This window comes from Alcanivorax sp. S6407, from assembly GCF_023016115.1.
GTDB lineage: Bacteria > Pseudomonadota > Gammaproteobacteria > Pseudomonadales > Alcanivoracaceae > Alcanivorax.
Genome location: NZ_JALKBH010000005.1, coordinates 131834 through 148063 on the forward strand (window position 1 = coordinate 131834; position 16230 = coordinate 148063).

At 59.3% G+C, this 16230-nt stretch carries 15 protein-coding genes; 9 read left to right on the plus strand and 6 right to left on the minus strand.

The features are described from left to right. Positions 1-284: 284 nt before the first annotated feature. The 4 genes from rpoH to ftsY all read right to left on the minus strand — a co-directional run bounded on the left by rpoH (position 285) and on the right by ftsY (position 4474). Complete coding sequence (gene rpoH / locus MWU49_RS13210) at positions 285-1148, minus strand: RNA polymerase sigma factor RpoH (protein WP_246973191.1); 864 nt, start codon at positions 1146-1148, stop codon at positions 285-287. A 346-nt stretch (positions 1149-1494) separates the two neighbouring features. Beyond that, positions 1495-2523, minus strand: a complete 1029-nt coding sequence (gene ftsX, locus MWU49_RS13215; RefSeq protein ID WP_246973196.1) for a permease-like cell division protein FtsX — start codon at positions 2521-2523, stop codon at positions 1495-1497. Next, positions 2510-3199: a cell division ATP-binding protein FtsE gene (gene ftsE, locus MWU49_RS13220; RefSeq protein ID WP_246973199.1), complete on the minus strand. Its 690-nt coding sequence runs from the start codon at positions 3197-3199 to the stop codon at positions 2510-2512. Before ftsE ends, ftsX begins: the two co-directional genes overlap by 14 nt. Before the next feature lie 84 nt (positions 3200-3283). Then, entirely contained in the window at positions 3284-4474 is a 1191-nt protein-coding gene (ftsY, locus tag MWU49_RS13225) for a signal recognition particle-docking protein FtsY (RefSeq protein WP_246973201.1), read from the minus strand. Positions 4475-4695: 221 nt separating this feature from the next. Here ftsY and MWU49_RS13230 point away from each other — a divergent pair, with 221 nt between their 5' ends. The 7 genes from MWU49_RS13230 to MWU49_RS13260 all read left to right on the plus strand — a co-directional run bounded on the left by MWU49_RS13230 (position 4696) and on the right by MWU49_RS13260 (position 11097). Continuing rightward, positions 4696-6024 (plus strand): pitrilysin family protein, encoded by a 1329-nt coding sequence (locus MWU49_RS13230; RefSeq protein ID WP_246973202.1) that lies wholly within the window; start codon positions 4696-4698, stop codon positions 6022-6024. Positions 6025-6200: 176 nt separating this feature from the next. Beyond that, on the plus strand, positions 6201-7622 hold the full coding sequence (locus MWU49_RS13235) for a pitrilysin family protein (RefSeq protein ID WP_246973203.1): 1422 nt from the start codon (positions 6201-6203) through the stop codon (positions 7620-7622). Then, a complete protein-coding gene (gene rsmD, locus MWU49_RS13240) occupies positions 7609-8196 on the plus strand; it encodes a 16S rRNA (guanine(966)-N(2))-methyltransferase RsmD (protein WP_246973204.1) in 588 nt (195 codons plus the stop codon). The genes MWU49_RS13235 and rsmD overlap by 14 nt, the downstream gene beginning before the upstream one ends. Before the next feature lie 145 nt (positions 8197-8341). Then, positions 8342-8854 carry a methanogen output domain 1-containing protein gene (locus MWU49_RS13245; protein WP_246973205.1) on the plus strand — a complete coding sequence of 171 codons (513 nt, stop codon included), beginning with the start codon at positions 8342-8344 and terminating at the stop codon, positions 8852-8854. Positions 8855-8856: 2 nt separating this feature from the next. Next, a complete protein-coding gene (locus tag MWU49_RS13250; protein ID WP_246973206.1) occupies positions 8857-9801 on the plus strand; it encodes a sensor domain-containing diguanylate cyclase in 945 nt (314 codons plus the stop codon). A gap of 88 nt (positions 9802-9889) precedes the next feature. After that, positions 9890-10762 carry a metal-dependent hydrolase gene (locus tag MWU49_RS13255; RefSeq protein WP_246973207.1) on the plus strand — a complete coding sequence of 291 codons (873 nt, stop codon included), beginning with the start codon at positions 9890-9892 and terminating at the stop codon, positions 10760-10762. 95 nt (positions 10763-10857) lie between these two features. Beyond that, complete coding sequence (locus MWU49_RS13260) at positions 10858-11097, plus strand: hypothetical protein (RefSeq protein WP_246973210.1); 240 nt, start codon at positions 10858-10860, stop codon at positions 11095-11097. 159 nt (positions 11098-11256) lie between these two features. On the opposite strand, the gene MWU49_RS13265 is transcribed toward MWU49_RS13260, so the two are convergent. Then, complete coding sequence (locus MWU49_RS13265; protein WP_246973213.1) at positions 11257-12060, minus strand: mechanosensitive ion channel domain-containing protein; 804 nt, start codon at positions 12058-12060, stop codon at positions 11257-11259. Next, on the minus strand, positions 12053-14758 hold the full coding sequence (locus tag MWU49_RS13270; RefSeq protein ID WP_246973215.1) for an ATP-binding protein: 2706 nt from the start codon (positions 14756-14758) through the stop codon (positions 12053-12055). The genes MWU49_RS13265 and MWU49_RS13270 overlap by 8 nt, the downstream gene beginning before the upstream one ends. A 366-nt stretch (positions 14759-15124) precedes the next feature. Here MWU49_RS13270 and MWU49_RS13275 point away from each other — a divergent pair, with 366 nt between their 5' ends. Together MWU49_RS13275 and MWU49_RS13280 are read left to right on the plus strand one after the other, a co-directional pair. Beyond that, complete coding sequence (locus MWU49_RS13275; protein WP_246973217.1) at positions 15125-15535, plus strand: CBS domain-containing protein; 411 nt, start codon at positions 15125-15127, stop codon at positions 15533-15535. A gap of 175 nt (positions 15536-15710) precedes the next feature. Next, a complete protein-coding gene (locus MWU49_RS13280) occupies positions 15711-16199 on the plus strand; it encodes an Mpo1-like protein (protein ID WP_246973219.1) in 489 nt (162 codons plus the stop codon). The last annotated feature ends 31 nt before the right edge of the window (positions 16200-16230 follow it).

A 16230-nucleotide genomic window follows, 5' to 3' on the forward strand; every position in this document is an offset into this window, starting at 1 on the left:
TATTCGGGGGGGGGGGGTTGGGGAGTAGTTGAAAGTTTAAAGTTGAAAGTTCAAACGCGAGGATGTGCTGGTGACGAGTTCGGACGGTGTTGCTCCGCGGGCACGGCGTTTCAGGTGTGGCGGTTTGGCGAGAATGGCGGAGATTGGCTTACGCCAATTTCCGCCCTACGGTTTCATCATTGGCATCTGGCATCTGGCATCTGGCATCCGCAGAGCGGCCACAAAAAAGCCCCTCGAAGAGGGGCTTTGGCGTGTTACCTGTTGCGTGATGCGCGTCGCGTCTCTTATGCCGCCATGGCGTTACGCAGCTTCTTGATGGCGTTGTTTTCCAGCTGACGGATGCGCTCGGCGGAGACGCCGTATTCGTCGGCCAGTTCCTGCAGGGTGGACTTCTGGTCAGCCAGCCAGCGGCGTTCGAGGATGTCGCGGCTGCGGTCGTCCAGTGCCATCAGGGCGGAGCCCAGCTGGCGGGTTTCCCGGTCCTGCTGGTCCTGCTCGGCGATCAGGTCAGCGGGGTCGCTGTTGTCGCTGTGCAGGTACGCGGCCGGAGACACCACAGTGCTGTCTTCGTCATCATTGGTGGGACCGTCGAAGCTGGCGTCGTAGGCGCCGAGGCGGCCTTCCATTTCTTTTACCTGGGCCGCGGTCACACCCAGATCATCGGCCACGCGCTGGGCTTCTTCCAGGGTCAGGCGACCAAGACGCTTCTTCTGGCCACGCAGGTTGAAGAACAGCTTGCGTTGGGCCTTGGTGGTGGCCACTTTCACGATGCGCCAGTTCTTGATCACGTATTCGTGGATTTCTGCCTTGATCCAGTGAACCGCAAAGCTCACCAGGCGAACCCCTTTGGTGGGATCGAAACGTTTCACCGCTTTCATCAGGCCCACGTTACCTTCCTGGACCAGGTCGCCCAGTGGCAGGCCGTAGCCAGTGTAGCTGCGAGCGATGTGCACCACGAAACGCAGGTGAGCCAGCACCAGGTTGCGGGCGGCATCCAGATCCTGTTCGTAGTAGAGGGCCTCAGCCAGTTGGTGTTCTTCGTCTGCGCTGAGTACCGGCACGGCATTAACGGCTCGCATGTAGGCGTCCAGGTCATTACCCGGTACCGCCAGCGGAAGCGCCTGTGCTTGGAATGAAGGGTTGGTCATGCGCAATGTCTCCTCGTGAAGACGTCATTTAACTCTGTTTGAGCCCGATATTAGCACTCGTTTCTATAGAGTGCTAATCGACCAAAAAGTTCCCTGTGATCGGCTATTTCGATGGGTTCTGGAGGGCGAGAAATGAGAATAGCGGGTTTTGGTGAACAGGCTGTGAACCGGGGCGCAGAATCAGCTACAAGCTACAAGCTACAAGCTACAACGCGATTAGAGAGTGGAGGGCAGGGAAAGTTCCGGGCTTCGCGCTGGTATCCTTGTGGTGCGCGGGCAGGGTGCTGCCGATTGGCAGGGCCTGACCCGCGTCTCGCAGCTGACAGCTCATGGCTCGCAGCTGCTCTTAAAAGTTCGGTTCGATCTCGCCCAGATGCCGCCCTACCGCCAGCCAGGCGCCGAGCAGGCCGAGGATGCCGCTGAACAGGGGCATGATAATCAGGCTGGATGCGGCCATGGCGGTGAGTGAGTCCTCACTATTGTAGAGTGCAAGCAGCTCGCCGATGGGGCCGCCGAGCCACCACAGGGCGGTCTGGACCAGTACGACCGCGACCAGGCCACCGGCAAAGCCGTAGCAGAAGCCGGTGTAGAGGAAGGGGCGGCGCACGAAGCCGTCAGTGCCGCCGACGATCTTCACCACCACGATTTCATCCCGGCGGCTCTCGATGCCCAGGCGGATGGTGTTTACCACCACCAGCACCACGGCGGCGGCCAGGGCCAGGGTGAGGGCGGAGATCAGCCGCTCGCCGAGCTCAATCAGGGCATGCAGGCGACGCACCCATTCCACGTCCAGCTGGACCAGGTCGACTCCGTCTTGCTCGGCCAGGCGATTTTCCAGATCCCCCAGGGTCACCGGATCGGTGCTGTCCGGGAAGACTACGATTAGTGGCGGCAGAGGGTTGTCTGGCAGGGCCTGGAGCACATCACCGAACCCGGACAGGGCCTGGAATTCTTCCAGTGCCTGCTGGCGGGTGATGACTTTGGTGTCCTCGATATGGGCAATGCTTTTCCATTCCCGGGCCAGAGTGCGCTGGCGGTCTTCACTGATGTCCATGTCCAGAAACACGGACAGGTGGGCATTGCCGTCCCAGCTGCTGGTGATGGCGCGGGCGTTGTCCAGCAGTACCGCCAGCCCGGCGGGCAGGGACAGGGCGATGGCAATCACCAGGATGGTCATGGCGCTGCTGGCACGGCTGGCGTTGAGCCGCTGCAGGGCATCGCGGAAGGAGTCGCGGTGATGGGCGCGCCAGCTGCGGAAACGGTCTGCCAGGGAGGTGCTGGCGCTCTGGGCTCCCGCAACCCGCCGAACCTTCTCCGCTTTCTGGCGCTGGGGTTTGATCGGGGTGGCGCTTCTGTTGCCTTTATTGGCCGCCATGGAATTCTTCCCCCTCATCACCATCATGGATCAGTCGCCCTTCGCGCAGGGTCAGCAAGCGGTGGTTGTAGCGGGCGATCAGGCTCAGGTCGTGGGTGGCGATAAGAACCGCCACGCCGACCCGGGCGAAGTCCTGAAACAGGTCCATGATCTCTTCGGACAGGGCCGGATCCAGGTTGCCGGTGGGCTCATCCGCCAGTAACAGGGGAGGTTTGTTGACCACGGCGCGGGCAATGCCGACGCGCTGTTGTTCACCACCGGAGAGCATGATCGGGCTGAGATTTTCCTTCTCCAGCAGGCCGACCTTGTCGAGGGCGGCACGCACCCGCTTGCCGATGTCGGCGCGGGAATAGCCGGCAATGATCAGCGGCAGGGCCACGTTGTCGAATACGCTGCGGTCGAACAGCAGCTGGTGATTCTGGTGCACCATGCCGATCTTGCGGCGCAGCAGGGGGATGTGGCGATTGCCGAAGCCGTTCAGGTTCTGGTTATCCACCAGCACCTGCCCCTGGGAGGGGCGCTCGATCATCATGATCAGTTTCAACAGCGTCGACTTGCCCGCCCCGGAATGCCCGGTAAGGAAGGTGAGCTGCCCGGCGGGGAGCGTAAAACTCACCTTGCTGAGCGCATCTTTGCCATTCGGGTAGCGTTTGCTGACCCGGTCGAACTGAATCATTGTGTCTCGCTTGGGCTCGACCGCTGCACGCACCATGCAACAGGCAACACGCGGCGTGATGCGTGAGGCATGTTGCGTGAGGCGTTAACCAGTCACATCTTCAAACAGCGCCTGGACGAATTCTTCTGCATGGAAAGGTCGCAGGTCTTCCAGGCGTTCCCCTACGCCGATAAAACGAATCGGCAAACCAGTACGTTTGGCCAAGGCAAACAGGATACCGCCTTTGGCGGTGCCGTCGAGCTTGGTGAGTGCCAACCCGGTCACGCCGGCGGCATCGCGGAACTGTTCGGCCTGCTGGATGGCATTCTGGCCGGTGCCGGCATCCAGTACCAGCAGGACCTCATGGGGCGCATCCGGGATCAGCTTCTTCATTACCCGGGTGACTTTGGTCAGTTCGTCCATCAGGTTGCCGCGGGTGTGCAGGCGGCCGGCAGTGTCGGCGATCAGCACATCGGCATTGCGGGACTGGGCGGCCTGCACGGCGTCATAGACCACCGAGGCGGAGTCGGCACCGGTGTGCTGTGCCACCACGGGAATGTCGTTGCGCTCGCCCCACACCTGCAGCTGTTCCACCGCAGCGGCGCGGAAAGTGTCGCCGGCAGCCAGCATCACGTTCTTGCCTTCCGCCTTGAAGCGGCAGGCCAGCTTGCCGATGGTGGTGGTCTTGCCGACCCCGTTCACGCCCACCATCAGGATCACATAGGGCTTCTTGCCGGTGTCGATTTCCAGCGGCTGATCCACCGGTACCAGCAGTTTGCGCAGTTCATTCTGCAGGGATTCGTACAGGGCGTCGGCGTCCACCAGCTCTTCACGGCTGACCTGGTCGGTGAGGGCCTCGATGATGACATCGGTGGCTTCCACGCCCACATCCGCCACCAGCAGCTGAGTCTCGATTTCCTCGAAGATCTCGTCGTCAATCTCCTTGGCGCCCACCAGCAGGTCCGCCAGGCCCTTGCCCAGGCCTTTGCGGGTCTTACTCATGCCCTGCTTCATGCGGGCCCAGAAACCGCCGTCCTCGTCGCCATCCTGTACTTCTGAAACGGGCTGGGTTTCAGCTGGGGCAGGGGCGGGGGCTGGCTCGCTGGCGGGCTGCGGCGCTACGGCAGCGGGCGGCTGCTGTGCCGGGGCAGGCTCGGCAGGTGTCGCTGCCGCTTCGCTCTGCGGGTTTTCCGGGGTGGTCTCTTCTTCTACCCCCACAAACATGCGCTTCCAGAAACCGGTTTTTTTCGGTTCCTGGTTGCCATTCTCGTCGTCGCGGGAAACTTCGTCGTTCATGATCAGTCATATCCAGGCAAGAAGGGGTGACTTCCCCTCCCTTAACAATCAGGCTGCATGTGCGGAGCAAATAGTCGGTATGCTATGTCGACGATAAAAGGCGCCCGCCTGCAGAAACAGACACTCACTTCACGGAGTGCGCGGCTATCCTACCATTAAGGGCGTTGGGGAGCAGCTTTCACGGCGGCATTTCGCCATTGCGGATGACGATGGGATACAGAATGAAGAAATGGATACTGGGCCTGATGCTGGGCCTGTGGGCCGGTCTGGCCGGGGCCTCGCTGGCCACTCACAGTTTTACTCTGGATAACGGGCTCAAGGTGCTGGTGCGCGAAGATCATCGCGCGCCGGTGGTGACGGTGATGGTGTGGTTCAAGGCCGGCAGCATTGATGAAGCACCGTTTGAAACCGGGCTGGCCCATGTGCTGGAGCACATGATGTTCAAGGGCACGGAAAAGCTGGGGCCGGGCGACTTTTCCAAGCTGGTGGCGCGCTACGGCGGTAGCGACAACGCCTTTACCAGCTACGACTACACCGCCTACTTCCAGCAGTATGAAGTCTCTCGCCTGCCGTTGGCGCTGGAACTGGAAGCGGAGCGCCTGGCCAACCTGAAGATCGATGACGAAGAGTTCTTCCGTGAGTTGCAGGTGGTCATGGAAGAGCGCCGCATGCGCACCGATGACAACCCCAATGCCCTGGCCTGGGAGAAGTTTCAGGCGGTGGCGCGCCCGGGTACCGGCTATGCGCACCCGATTATCGGCTGGCGTTCGCTGCTGTCCCAGCTGCAACCGGACCAGGCACGCAGTTGGTTTCAGCGCTTCTATGTCCCGGGTAATGCCACCCTGGTGATTGCCGGTGATGTGACCCGCGATCAGGTGGAGCCTCTGGTTGAGCGCTTTTTCAGCGGTCTCCCTTCCGGAAGTACCCCGCCGCGGCCGAAGCAGACTATTAATCCGCCGGCAGGGGAGCGTCGTCTGAACCTGGCTCTGCCAGTGAAAGTGCCGACCCTGTTCATGACCTATAACGTGCCTTCCCTGGTCACGGCTGAAGACAAGCGCGACTTCTATGCCCTGACCATGCTGTCCGGGGTGCTGGATGGCGGCATGAGCGCCCGTATCGAGACTGATCTGGTGCGGGGCCAGAAACTGGTGGCCGGTGCTGGTGCTTCCTACTCGGGTATCCAGCGAGGCAACGGCACCTTTACGCTGCAGGCGGCGCCCAATCCCGGGGTCACTCTGGATCAGGTGGAAGCGGCCCTGCGCAGTGAAATCCACAAGCTGCAGACCACCCTGCCCACAAACGATGAAATGGCCCGGGTGCGTGCCGGCGTGCTGGCGGGGCAGGTGTACGAAAAGGATTCCGTGATGGGCCAGGCCATGGAGCTGGGTACGCTCAGTACGCTTGGGCTGGATCTGGATCTCTCGGCTACCTTTGCTGATGAGCTGGCCAAGGTGACGGCGGAAGATGTGCAACGGGTGGCGAAGCAATGGTTGGTGCCGGAGCGCCTTGCTGTCGGGCATGTGCAGCCGGAGCAGGGGGAAGGGAAATGAAAAAGCAGCTTCAAGCTTCAAGCTACAAGCTACAAGACGCGGGGAACGGTTCTGCGCTGCGTCACGATAAAGGGCGCCGCGCGGCAAGTGCTGGCGGCGCGGTGGTTGCGGTATTCGGTTGGCTGAGAGGTTTGCGCGCGTTGCAGCTTGTAGCTTGCAGCTTGCGGCTCCTGACAGTGGCTGCAGTGGTATTGCTGAGTGCCTGTGCTTCCCTGAATCCTTCTGCGGATTTTCCCACCACTGAGGCGCTGGTGGCGGCCAGTGAGCCGGGGGCGCCGGTGCTGGAGATTCAGTCCTGGCAGACTGCGGAAGGGGCGAAGGTGTTGTTCGTGCCCAGCGATGCGTTACCCATGCTGGATATCCGTCTGGTGATGGATGCGGGCAGTGCCCGGGATGGTGGCAATGACGGTCTCGCATCCCTGACCAGTGCCTTGCTGGGTGAAGGTGCCAAAGACCTGAACGTGGATGACATCGCCCGCGGGTTTGAAGATCGTGGTGCCGAGTTTTCCTCCAGCAGTTACCGGGATATGGGCATCATCAGCCTGCGTACCCTTTCAGATACAGAATTCCGCGAGCCGGTACTGGACCTGTTTGGCCAGGTGATCGGGACACCGACCTTCCCGCAGGAGGCCTTGGAGCGAATTCGTACCCAGATGATGCAGGGGCTGCGCATGGAGCAGCAGGTGCCCGGGCCGCAGGTGAGCAAGGCCTTCATGGCCACGCTGTACCCGGATCACCCCTATGGGTCCGCCAGCGACGGTACCCTGGAGAGCCTGCCGGCGATTCAGCGTGCCCAACTGCAAACGTTCTATGACACCTATTACGCCGCCGGCAACGCAGTGATTGCCATGGTGGGAGCGGTGGATCGCTCACAGGCGGAAACGATAGCGGCGCAGATCAGTGCGGCGCTGCCCGCCGGTGAGGCGGCGCCGAAACTGGAGCGTGCCACGCCGTTGGCCTCTCGCCAGCGTGAACACATCGAGTTCCCCTCCGCCCAGACCAGCATCCTGCTGGGGAATCAAAGTACCTGGCGGGGCAACCCGGACCATGTGGCCCTGTACGTGGGCAATATGGTGCTGGGCGGCGGCGGCTTCGCTTCCATACTCACCGATGAAGTACGCCAGAAGCGCGGCTATGTGTACGGCATTGGCAGCGGCTTCTCGGCCATGGCGGCGGGCGGGCCTTTCCAGGTGTCGTTCAAGACCGGGAACGAGAATGCCGATCAGGCCTTGAGCCTGACTCTGCAATTGATAGATGACTTCATCCAGCAGGGCCCCAGTGAATCCCAGCTGGAAGAAGCGCGCACCAGTATTCTCGGCAGCTTCGCCCTGGGCACCGCTGATAACAGCGACATCATCGGTCAACTGGGCGCCATCGGTTTCTATGACCTGCCGCTGGATTACCTGCAGCAGTTCAGTCAGCAGGTACGGGACGTCAGTGCCGACGACATCCGGGAGGCGTTCGCGCGGGCATTGAAGGCGGATGATCTGGCGATTGTCAGTATCGGCCCCAAAGCGCCGCAGATCGTGCCGGTGGATGAACCGGCCGAGAGCGATGTGGCAGCGGTGAGCGTCGAGGCAGGCCGTGGCGAAGAGTAAGGGCCGCGCCAGCGCGGGTAGCAAAGGGCAGGTGCGCATTATCGGTGGAGAGAAGCGCGGGCTGCGGTTGCAGTTCGTGGATCATGGTGGCGACCTGCGCCCTTCCTCTGATCGGCTGCGCGAAACCCTGTTCAACTGGCTGCAGTTCGAGTTGCCGGGGCTGAACGTGCTGGATCTGTTTGCCGGTTCCGGGGTGCTGGGTGCCGAGGCGCTCAGTCGCGGTGCCAGTAAAGCTGTTCTGATCGAGAAGCAGCGGGAGCGGGTGGCGGATCTGCAGCGCCAGCTGCAACCCATGTTTGCCGACCGGATCAGCATCCAGTGCCACGACGCCTTGCTCTGGCTTCACCAGCCGCCCACCCGTTTCGATCTGGTGTTTGTGGATCCGCCCTATGATCTGGGGCTGGCGGAACCGGCCTGTGGGGATCTTGAGGCGCGTGGCTGGCTAGCCGATGAGGCCTGGATTTATGTGGAGTCCCGCCGTCAGGGAACGGAGCCTGCGGTACCTGAAAACTGGTCTTTGCATCGCGAGAAGCAGGCCGGCGAGATCCATGCCCGGCTGTTCCGGCGCGGCTAACGACGGCAATTCATCCAGTCTGGGGGGCGGTTCAGCGTTTTTTGATTAATTTTCATCCAGAATGGAAATATTGTGACAGGTGTCACAATAATTCGGCAGGGCGCCGATGAACCTTCGGGACCTGAGTGCTCGGGGAGGGATGACCATGGATGAGGTTAAAAACGCCAGGATACCGCTTAATGGGGACCGTTTTCTCCGTGAGCTGCTGGGCTATCTTGCCGAGTCGATCCAGGATGTGGCGGGGCTGGAGCAGGCTGAAGGACTGGTTTCTATTGTCGGCCAGAAAATCGGTGACGAGATCAATGCCAGCTATCGATCAGCGCTGAATGTATCGGGCCTCGACAAGGATCAGGTGACGGCCGTGATGGTCGATCTCAAGCGCCGTATCGGCGGTGATTTCTACGTTATCGAGCAGGATGAGGAGCGCATTGTCCTTGGCAATTGGCGCTGTCCCTTTGGTCGTTACGTAGAGGGCAGGCCTGCCCTGTGCATGATGACCTCCAATGTTTTTGGCGTGATCGCCGCAGAAAATACCGGCTATGCCAGGGTAGAAATTACCGAGGCCATTGCCCATGGTGATTCCCAGTGCCGGGTGGTCGTCAGTCTGACACCGGAAGAAGGGGCCTCCGGGCGTGAATATTTCTCGGCGGATAGCTGAGCATGGTCACCCGGGAATGCCTCGCCATCCTCAATGCGATCTCCCTGCCGGTAGTGCTTATGGACGGCGAGGGGCGCATCAAGGTGGCCAATGCCCACGCCCTTGCCCTGTTGAAAGGAGAGCTACCAAAGTCTATCGCTTCGCTGGTGGCGACCGATCTGTCATCTTTCCTGAAAGCGGTGCGTCGCAATCGGCACTGTGCACATTTGACTACCCGGCTTGTTGAGCCTCTGGCGGACTATTATCCGGCCAGTTCCCGGGTTTGCCGTGATGATGAATGGCAGGACTGTTATCTGATTGAGCTGTTCCCCCGTGATCTGGCAGTGGGAGGAATGAGCCGCCTTTCCGAGACGCGCCGTCGTGAGGCCTCCCTGCAGCGTAATTATGTCCGCGCAAGAGAAACAGCCCGCGTCGCCTTGTCGCAAGCCAATCAGGATCCACTCACCGGCATTGCCAACCGCCGGGCATTCGATCATTGGCTTGAACAGCTGTGCCGGGAATCCAGGGACAATGCCTTCCCGTTTTCGTTACTGCTGATTGATCTGGATTTTTTCAAGCGAATCAACGACACCCACGGTCACGAAGCCGGCGACAAGGTGTTGTGCGCGGTTGCTTCCCTGCTGACAGCCTCGCTGGTCCGCAAAGGGGATCAGGTTGCCAGGATCGGTGGAGAGGAATTTGCCGTGTTACTGCCCAATACTGACCGACGGGGAGCCGAAGACGTGGCCTGGCGTCTGGTGATGGCCCTGAGAAGCGCCAACAAGCAGGCTCAGAGTGCTGGTGAGGTATCTGACTGGGTGCCTGTCACGCTGTCTATCGGGGCGGCCAGCTGGTTGCCGGGGCAGCCGTTGTCTTCTTCTGCGCTGATGCGTGAGGCCGATGAAGCGCTGTATCTTGCCAAGGGTCAGGGGCGCGATCAGGCGGTGTTGCTGAAAACGGCCGATTGAGCCAGGCAGAGTGAACGAAAATGGCACAACCTGCACTAGTGTGCCATTACTGGCTGTCACATATTGGGTGGACGACAGGAGAAGACCTATGACCGCCCAAGTCACGACGCATTCGCCGGCAAAGAAAAAAATCAATCAGAGCGATATTCAGCCGCGGCGGATGGATTTCACATTCGATCCTTCCATGCCCCGTTACTGGTTCGATAACGATCAGTTCAAATCGACGTTGCTGACTTCCTTGTCTTGTACCTTCCCGGAAGGGGAGCGTTTCTTTGTACGTTCGGTGCGTCACTTCCAGAAAAACATTCAGGACCCGTTGCTGCGTGAGCAGGTGAAAGGCTTTATCGGTCAGGAGGCGCATCATGGCAATGAGCACGATGCCTTTAATGATTTCATGGAATCCAAGGGCGTGCCGACCAAAAAGGTGGATGCCTTTGTGAAGGATGGACTCAAGTTCATGGCCAAGGTGATGTCGCCTGAGCGGCAACTGGCCAAGACCTGCGCACTGGAACATTTCACCGCCATGCTGGCAGAAATGATTCTGGAAAACCCGGAGTTCATTGAGGGCATGGATGAGCGCATGGTGCCGCTGTGGCTGTGGCATGCCATCGAAGAGAGCGAGCACAAGGCGGTGGCCTTTGATGTGTTTCAGGATCAGGTGGACAGCTACTGGGTGCGCAGTTCCGAGATGGCCTTTACCACCGTGGAGTTTCTCAGCTTTACGGTGTTTCACTACTGGCAGCTGCGCAACGAGATGGATGATCCCACCGACTGGAAATCGGTGCGCAATGGCTTTAACTGGCTGCTCGGAAAACCGGGCTGGTTACGCAAGCTGGGCAAGTCCTACATCGCTTATTACAAGCGTGACTTTCATCCCTCAAAACGTGACAGCGCCCACTTGCGCAGGCGTGCCCTGATTCGCCTGGCGGACATGATGGGACGGCCGGATCTGGTGGCGTGAATGTGCGCTGAAAACCACAGGTTTGCTGTCTGACGCCATGACCATGAATCCTTCACGCCTGCCATGTTAGGGTGAATGTAATCAAGGAGGTGGTCATGCGTTGGTTAACCGCTCTCAAGCAGCGATTCTTTCCCTCTCAGCAACCGGAAGAAGATATTTCATCCGGGCATGAGCACGTGGAGTATCACCCGGCCCATGAAGGAGAGACACCGGACGATCTGCATCGCGGCCGACACCGGATAAAAGAAACGTTTACCAATCATTGGGACCTGGATTACCTGCCCCGGGAAGAAGTGGAAGCGCTGCTGGAAAAGCAGAAAAAATCCGGTCGATAATCCTGAAAAGTTAATCCCTGCCACAGAGACCAAAGAGTGAAAAAGCCTGTTTTACTTTGCCGCAGTGAACGCTGTGGTCTCTGTGGATCAAATGCCTTTTATATTTGCGTGCCGCATGTTGCGTGAAGCGTGAAGCGTGATGCAGCCGCAGCGCGGCATTCATGAAGGGCGAATCACGCCCGCTTCGCTAAAGCGTTTGGAAACCCGCACCACGATATCGCTCTGGAATGCTTTCTCGTAATGCACATCCAGCACATAAGCCTTGGCTCGCAGGCGGATGGCGAGCTTGTAGCCGATCTCGATTTCTTCAATGGCGAACGTCACCGGTTTTTTCAGATAGGCAAAGCGGCTGGTGAAAATCACTTCCTCGATAATGGCGCGGGCCTGTTCCAGATCCGCATCCAGACCCACGTGAAAATCGGTCACCACCATCATGTCCAGCTCACCGGCATTGCCGGAAGCGACCACATCGGTAATGAAGCGGGAGTTGGGAATGGTGACCAGGTTGTCGTCCAGGGTTTGCAGGCGCACGGTGCGCAAGCCAATCGAAACAATCTCACCATAAACATTATCGAAGCTGACCCGGTCACCTACCCGAAAGGGGCGGTCGAACAACAGCAGCAGGCCGGCCACCAATGAGGCGGCGATATCCTTCAATGCAAAACCCAGTGCAACGGCGATGGAGCCGCCCGCCGCCAGCATGAATTCCTTGGGCGGCTGGAGCACTCCAACGATCAGGGCAATGGAGCCCACGGTATAGAGCACAAAGCCGATCAGGGTAGTGATTTGCAGGATCAGAAAACGCTTGGTGGGCAGTTTCTCTGTAACCTTCTGGCTGGCCTTGCTGATACCCCAGTTCAGGGCCCACAGGACAAAGCCGCCGATGAATAGCAGCACGATGGCGTAGATGTTGAACAGCTCAACCACTACCGCCAGGTCGTTGACGATATTTCCATCATTCATTGAGCAGGTTCTTCCTTGTCAGGTAACTGATCACCGGTTGGTACCAAAGGGGCACCAGCCGGTAGCGGCTATCTTCGGTTTTTTGCAGAAAACCAGTATCAAATCCCCCTTTCAGGGCATAGCGAACCACATTTTCCGGCAGGCAGGTGACGCCGCTGATTTCATGACTGCTCAACGTCCCGTGGGTGGCAATGGCGGCATACACGAACAGGGCGTTTTCACCCATGCTGTCGAGAATGCCGGCAGAGGGAGGAGTGGGCAGCCCGACCAGTACCTCCCGTCCCTGTACCTTGATTGATGTGAGCCAAAGTTTCAGGGCCACCAGCGGATTGCCGCGGCAGCCATCCCACAGCAGACTGAAATAACGTTGCTCTGCATTGCGTACGTTGCCGGCTTCCGGGCCCCGTGAAGACAGCAGGACCTCGTCATAGCGGACCTTGTAGCCACTGAGATGGTTGCGTGACAGGATCAGCGAACGAATATCTGACTGCGCCCAGCGTTTTACCTTGATCACATTGCGGAACTGGTAATCCCGACCAAAAACATTGCACAGGTAGGCCCAGCTCTGGTTGTTGATCAACAGTAGCCAGAACACATTGTCGAGTCGGGCGTTGACCAGACTCAGCACCTGGCGCCAGCCTTCCAGTCCGCCTTGTTGAGAGAGGAAAAAATTCTGCGCCTCATCCAGCACCACCAGGGTGGGCTTGCGGTCTTCGTCGCTTTTTACCAAGGCAGCGGCGCCATGTTCGCTCAGGTCTACCGACAGGGTGTCGCCGACCAGGGCAAGGATATCTGCAGGGGCGGTGGTGCGTGCGGGCACCTTGATGTCGATGACCTGCAGGCCTTCGGCATTGGTTTCCAGTGCGCTTTTCAGCTTGTTGATGCTGACACTCTTGCCGCTGCCTTTTTCTCCGGCCACCACCAGAGAGTTTTCGTCGGTCTTGTTCTCGTGCCAGCGCAGGATGCTTTTTTCCATGGCGGCGACCAGGCCGGTATCGATAAAGGGCAGCTTGCTGCCTTCAGGGACGTCCTGGGCAAACCAGCGCTCGTAATGGATCTCGACCGCCTCTTCATTATTCTGTGATCCCGCATCGTCTTCATCACTGGCGATGCGGGTTCTCAGCCGGAACCAGCGGGCCTTGAAGCTCATGTACCAGTCGAAGTCTGTGAGTACCCGGTCGAGGAAATCCACCAGGAAACTGACCAGGGCCACGGGCAGCAGCAAGGGCGCGAACAGGGTAAAGAGCTTCTCGCTCAGTAGTGCTTCTGCAAGTGGATCCAGTCGCGACGGTAAAATGGCTTGCAGGCATACCAGGTAGTCCTTGCTGCGCAGGGCGAGCAGGCGGCTCAGACCGACATACAGGCAGACAGCCAGTAGGCCTTGCATCAGATAGTAGAGCAGCGATGGGCCCAGACTTTCCCATACCACCAGCAAGGGCAGCCAGGGGATCATCAGCCAGCGGGCGATGTGATGCGAGTGGTCGAGCACCTGTTGTGTCTGGTCTGCGCTTAGATAGGCGCCGGCACTTTGCGCCACCCGGCCGACCAGCCATTCTCCCAGAAGTGAAAGCAGGCCGTAGATGACATACAGATTGGCGAGCGGCAGCAACCAGTAAAGCACCTTGGTGGTGGGCGAGTTCAGGTGCAGGCTGAGCTGATCCAGAATGGCCCACAGCAGGAACCAGGGCAGCATGGGAGCAAGGCCACTGAGCAGTCGGCTGGCGTTGCGAATCCAGCGCCTGTCACCGCTGGCGTTCACCACATGTTCATGTAGCCCCAATACCCACTGTCGTGTGCGGCGGGCCAGTTTTACCAGAATAACAAAACCGGCGATGCCCAGTACCAGCGCCAACACATTCTGCACCAGCGGCAAGTAGCCGCTGCCGCGCATAGGAGCATTCAGGTCGTAACGCACCAGCACCAGTGTATCCAGCGCCCGCTGGCCGATGCGGCGAACTTCTCTGGTCAACAAACCGGGAACGGCATCAAGGCCGCCTTGTTCTGAAATCTGCTCAGCCAGTTGTCGTCGTTCCCAAATATCACCGCGCAAGGTCCGAATTTGCCGCTGCAGGTCCAGTCTGGTCTTGATCAGGGTACGGTATTCCGGGATGGCGGCTTCGGGGGCCTCCAGTGGCGGCGCTGAATACCAGAGATGGTCCAGTTCGAACCGGGTGAGTTTTACCCTTTTCTCATCCAGCGTCGGGATAAGTGTCCAAACGCGCTTGAGGGCGTTTTGCAGAAGAATGGCTCCCTGAAGAACCGCCGGGTCGGGGTTCTCGGCAGCAATCAGCGTTTCGACCGTGTGGTGGAGTTCGGTTAGCTCCACCATGACCTGACGCTGCAGCAGGTTGCGGTCAGTGATGCGTTGACGCAGGGCATGGCCGGCCTGCTCAAGTTTGCCGAGCTGCCGCACCAGGGTGTCAAGATCGCTTTTCAGACTGGGGCAATCCGGCAGGGATTGTGCCCGCACTCCTGAGAGGGCGGGCAGTTTGATCAAGGGTAGATCGAGGGTGACGCCCAATAGTTCTTCTAGCGTGGCCCGGCTTGGTACCTGGCCATCAAGGATATCTTCGAGAGCCTGTTTGTCTGCCTGCAACTGCAGCTTTTCGTTCTTGAGGCTGGCGAGCAGCTGCTCTGCTTCTTCGCAGGCCGGAGTAGCGATGGCCAGCATCGGAAACAGCAGCAGAAGGAAAGCCATCACAACGCCGGGCAAGTGTTTTCGGTGCGATCCCATTCGCAAATCCTGTGTCCTTGTATTTCTGGAAGACCTTGAGTCCAGTTTGCCGGTTTGTCAGACGCTGGCGGGATTTCCCGTTGGGGCCGCGTGGCGCATTCGGTATGCCTGTCGGAAAAGGCAGCAACCAACAATGTGCAAAGGGTTGTTCAGGCGTTCCAATATTCTGGCCCGGAATCCGGGGCTGCTTCGCAACCATTGTAGGAAGGGGGGCGCTAGCCGTCACCTTCTCTATTCAAAACAGTTATAAGGATCATAGAGCAATACAACAGGAAGGGGAGGGGCAGGGTGCTATAGTCAGGAAAAGAGCATTGCAAAGGAGCACAAGCAATGAGCGATCTGACTGTCGGCGCATTGATGGGAAAGCACCCCACGGCGATTACCCTGGGTACGGAGCTCACTGAGGTGGTAGACAAGTTGCTGCAACACAAGGCTACCGGGCTGCCTGTCGTGGATGCCAATCACCGGGTGGTGGGTTTTGTGTCGGAGCAGGATTGCCTGCGCAAACTGCTGGTATCCAGTTACCACTGTGAAGGCTCACTGGTTGTGGATGAGTTCATGCATGCCTCGCCGCTGACCGTCGCCGAGACGGATTCGGTGGTGAATGTGGCGGAACTGATGGTCAACCAGAAGCCCAAGATCTACCCGGTGGTGGATGCCCAGAAACGGCTGGTGGGGTTGCTCAGCCGCCATCAGGTACTACGCGCCCTGAAAGACAGCCGTCGCGCCTGCGAGGCGTGAGTTTTAGGCCTGTTGCTGGACGACGGATGCCTGACGCCGGACGCGGCCTGGTTTTGTCTTTACCGTCAGGCGTCGAGCCTCTGGCATCCGGCGTCCATTCGGCCCCTGCGTACAATTTTCCTGATTGCCGTACCGGTAGTCTCCCGATGGAAAACAACAATTCGGGAGAACCCCCATGCGCGATTTGCAGACCTTTCTGGCCGACTACAGTGAGAGCCATCGCAATCCGGTTAATCAGTGGGTGCACATCATTTGTGTGCCTGCGATCTTTGTTTCAACCATTGGCCTGTTCTGGTTGATCCCGCTGGGCAGCTGGCTGGGACTCGAGGGTTCGGCCGCTTACTGGGTCAACGGTGGTACCTTGCTGGCGGCCATCTGTATGCCCTTTTATCTGCGCATGTCTGCTGGCATGACGGTACTGATGAGCGCCTGGCTGGCGCTGTCCCTGCTGGCCATTGTGGCGGTGGATCGCAGCGATCTGCCGCTGGGCTTGACCAGTGCGGCCGTTTGGCTGCTTGCCTGGGCGGTGCAGGTGTGGGGTCACAAGGTGGAAGGCAAGAAACCTTCCTTCGTGGATGATCTGGTGTTCCTGCTGGTGGGGCCCATGTTTGTCTCCATTGAGCTGGCCCACAAGCTGGGGCTGCGCAGAGGCGTTTCGGCCTGATCGGCACATTGTCCGCCCGGCGTTAGCCGGG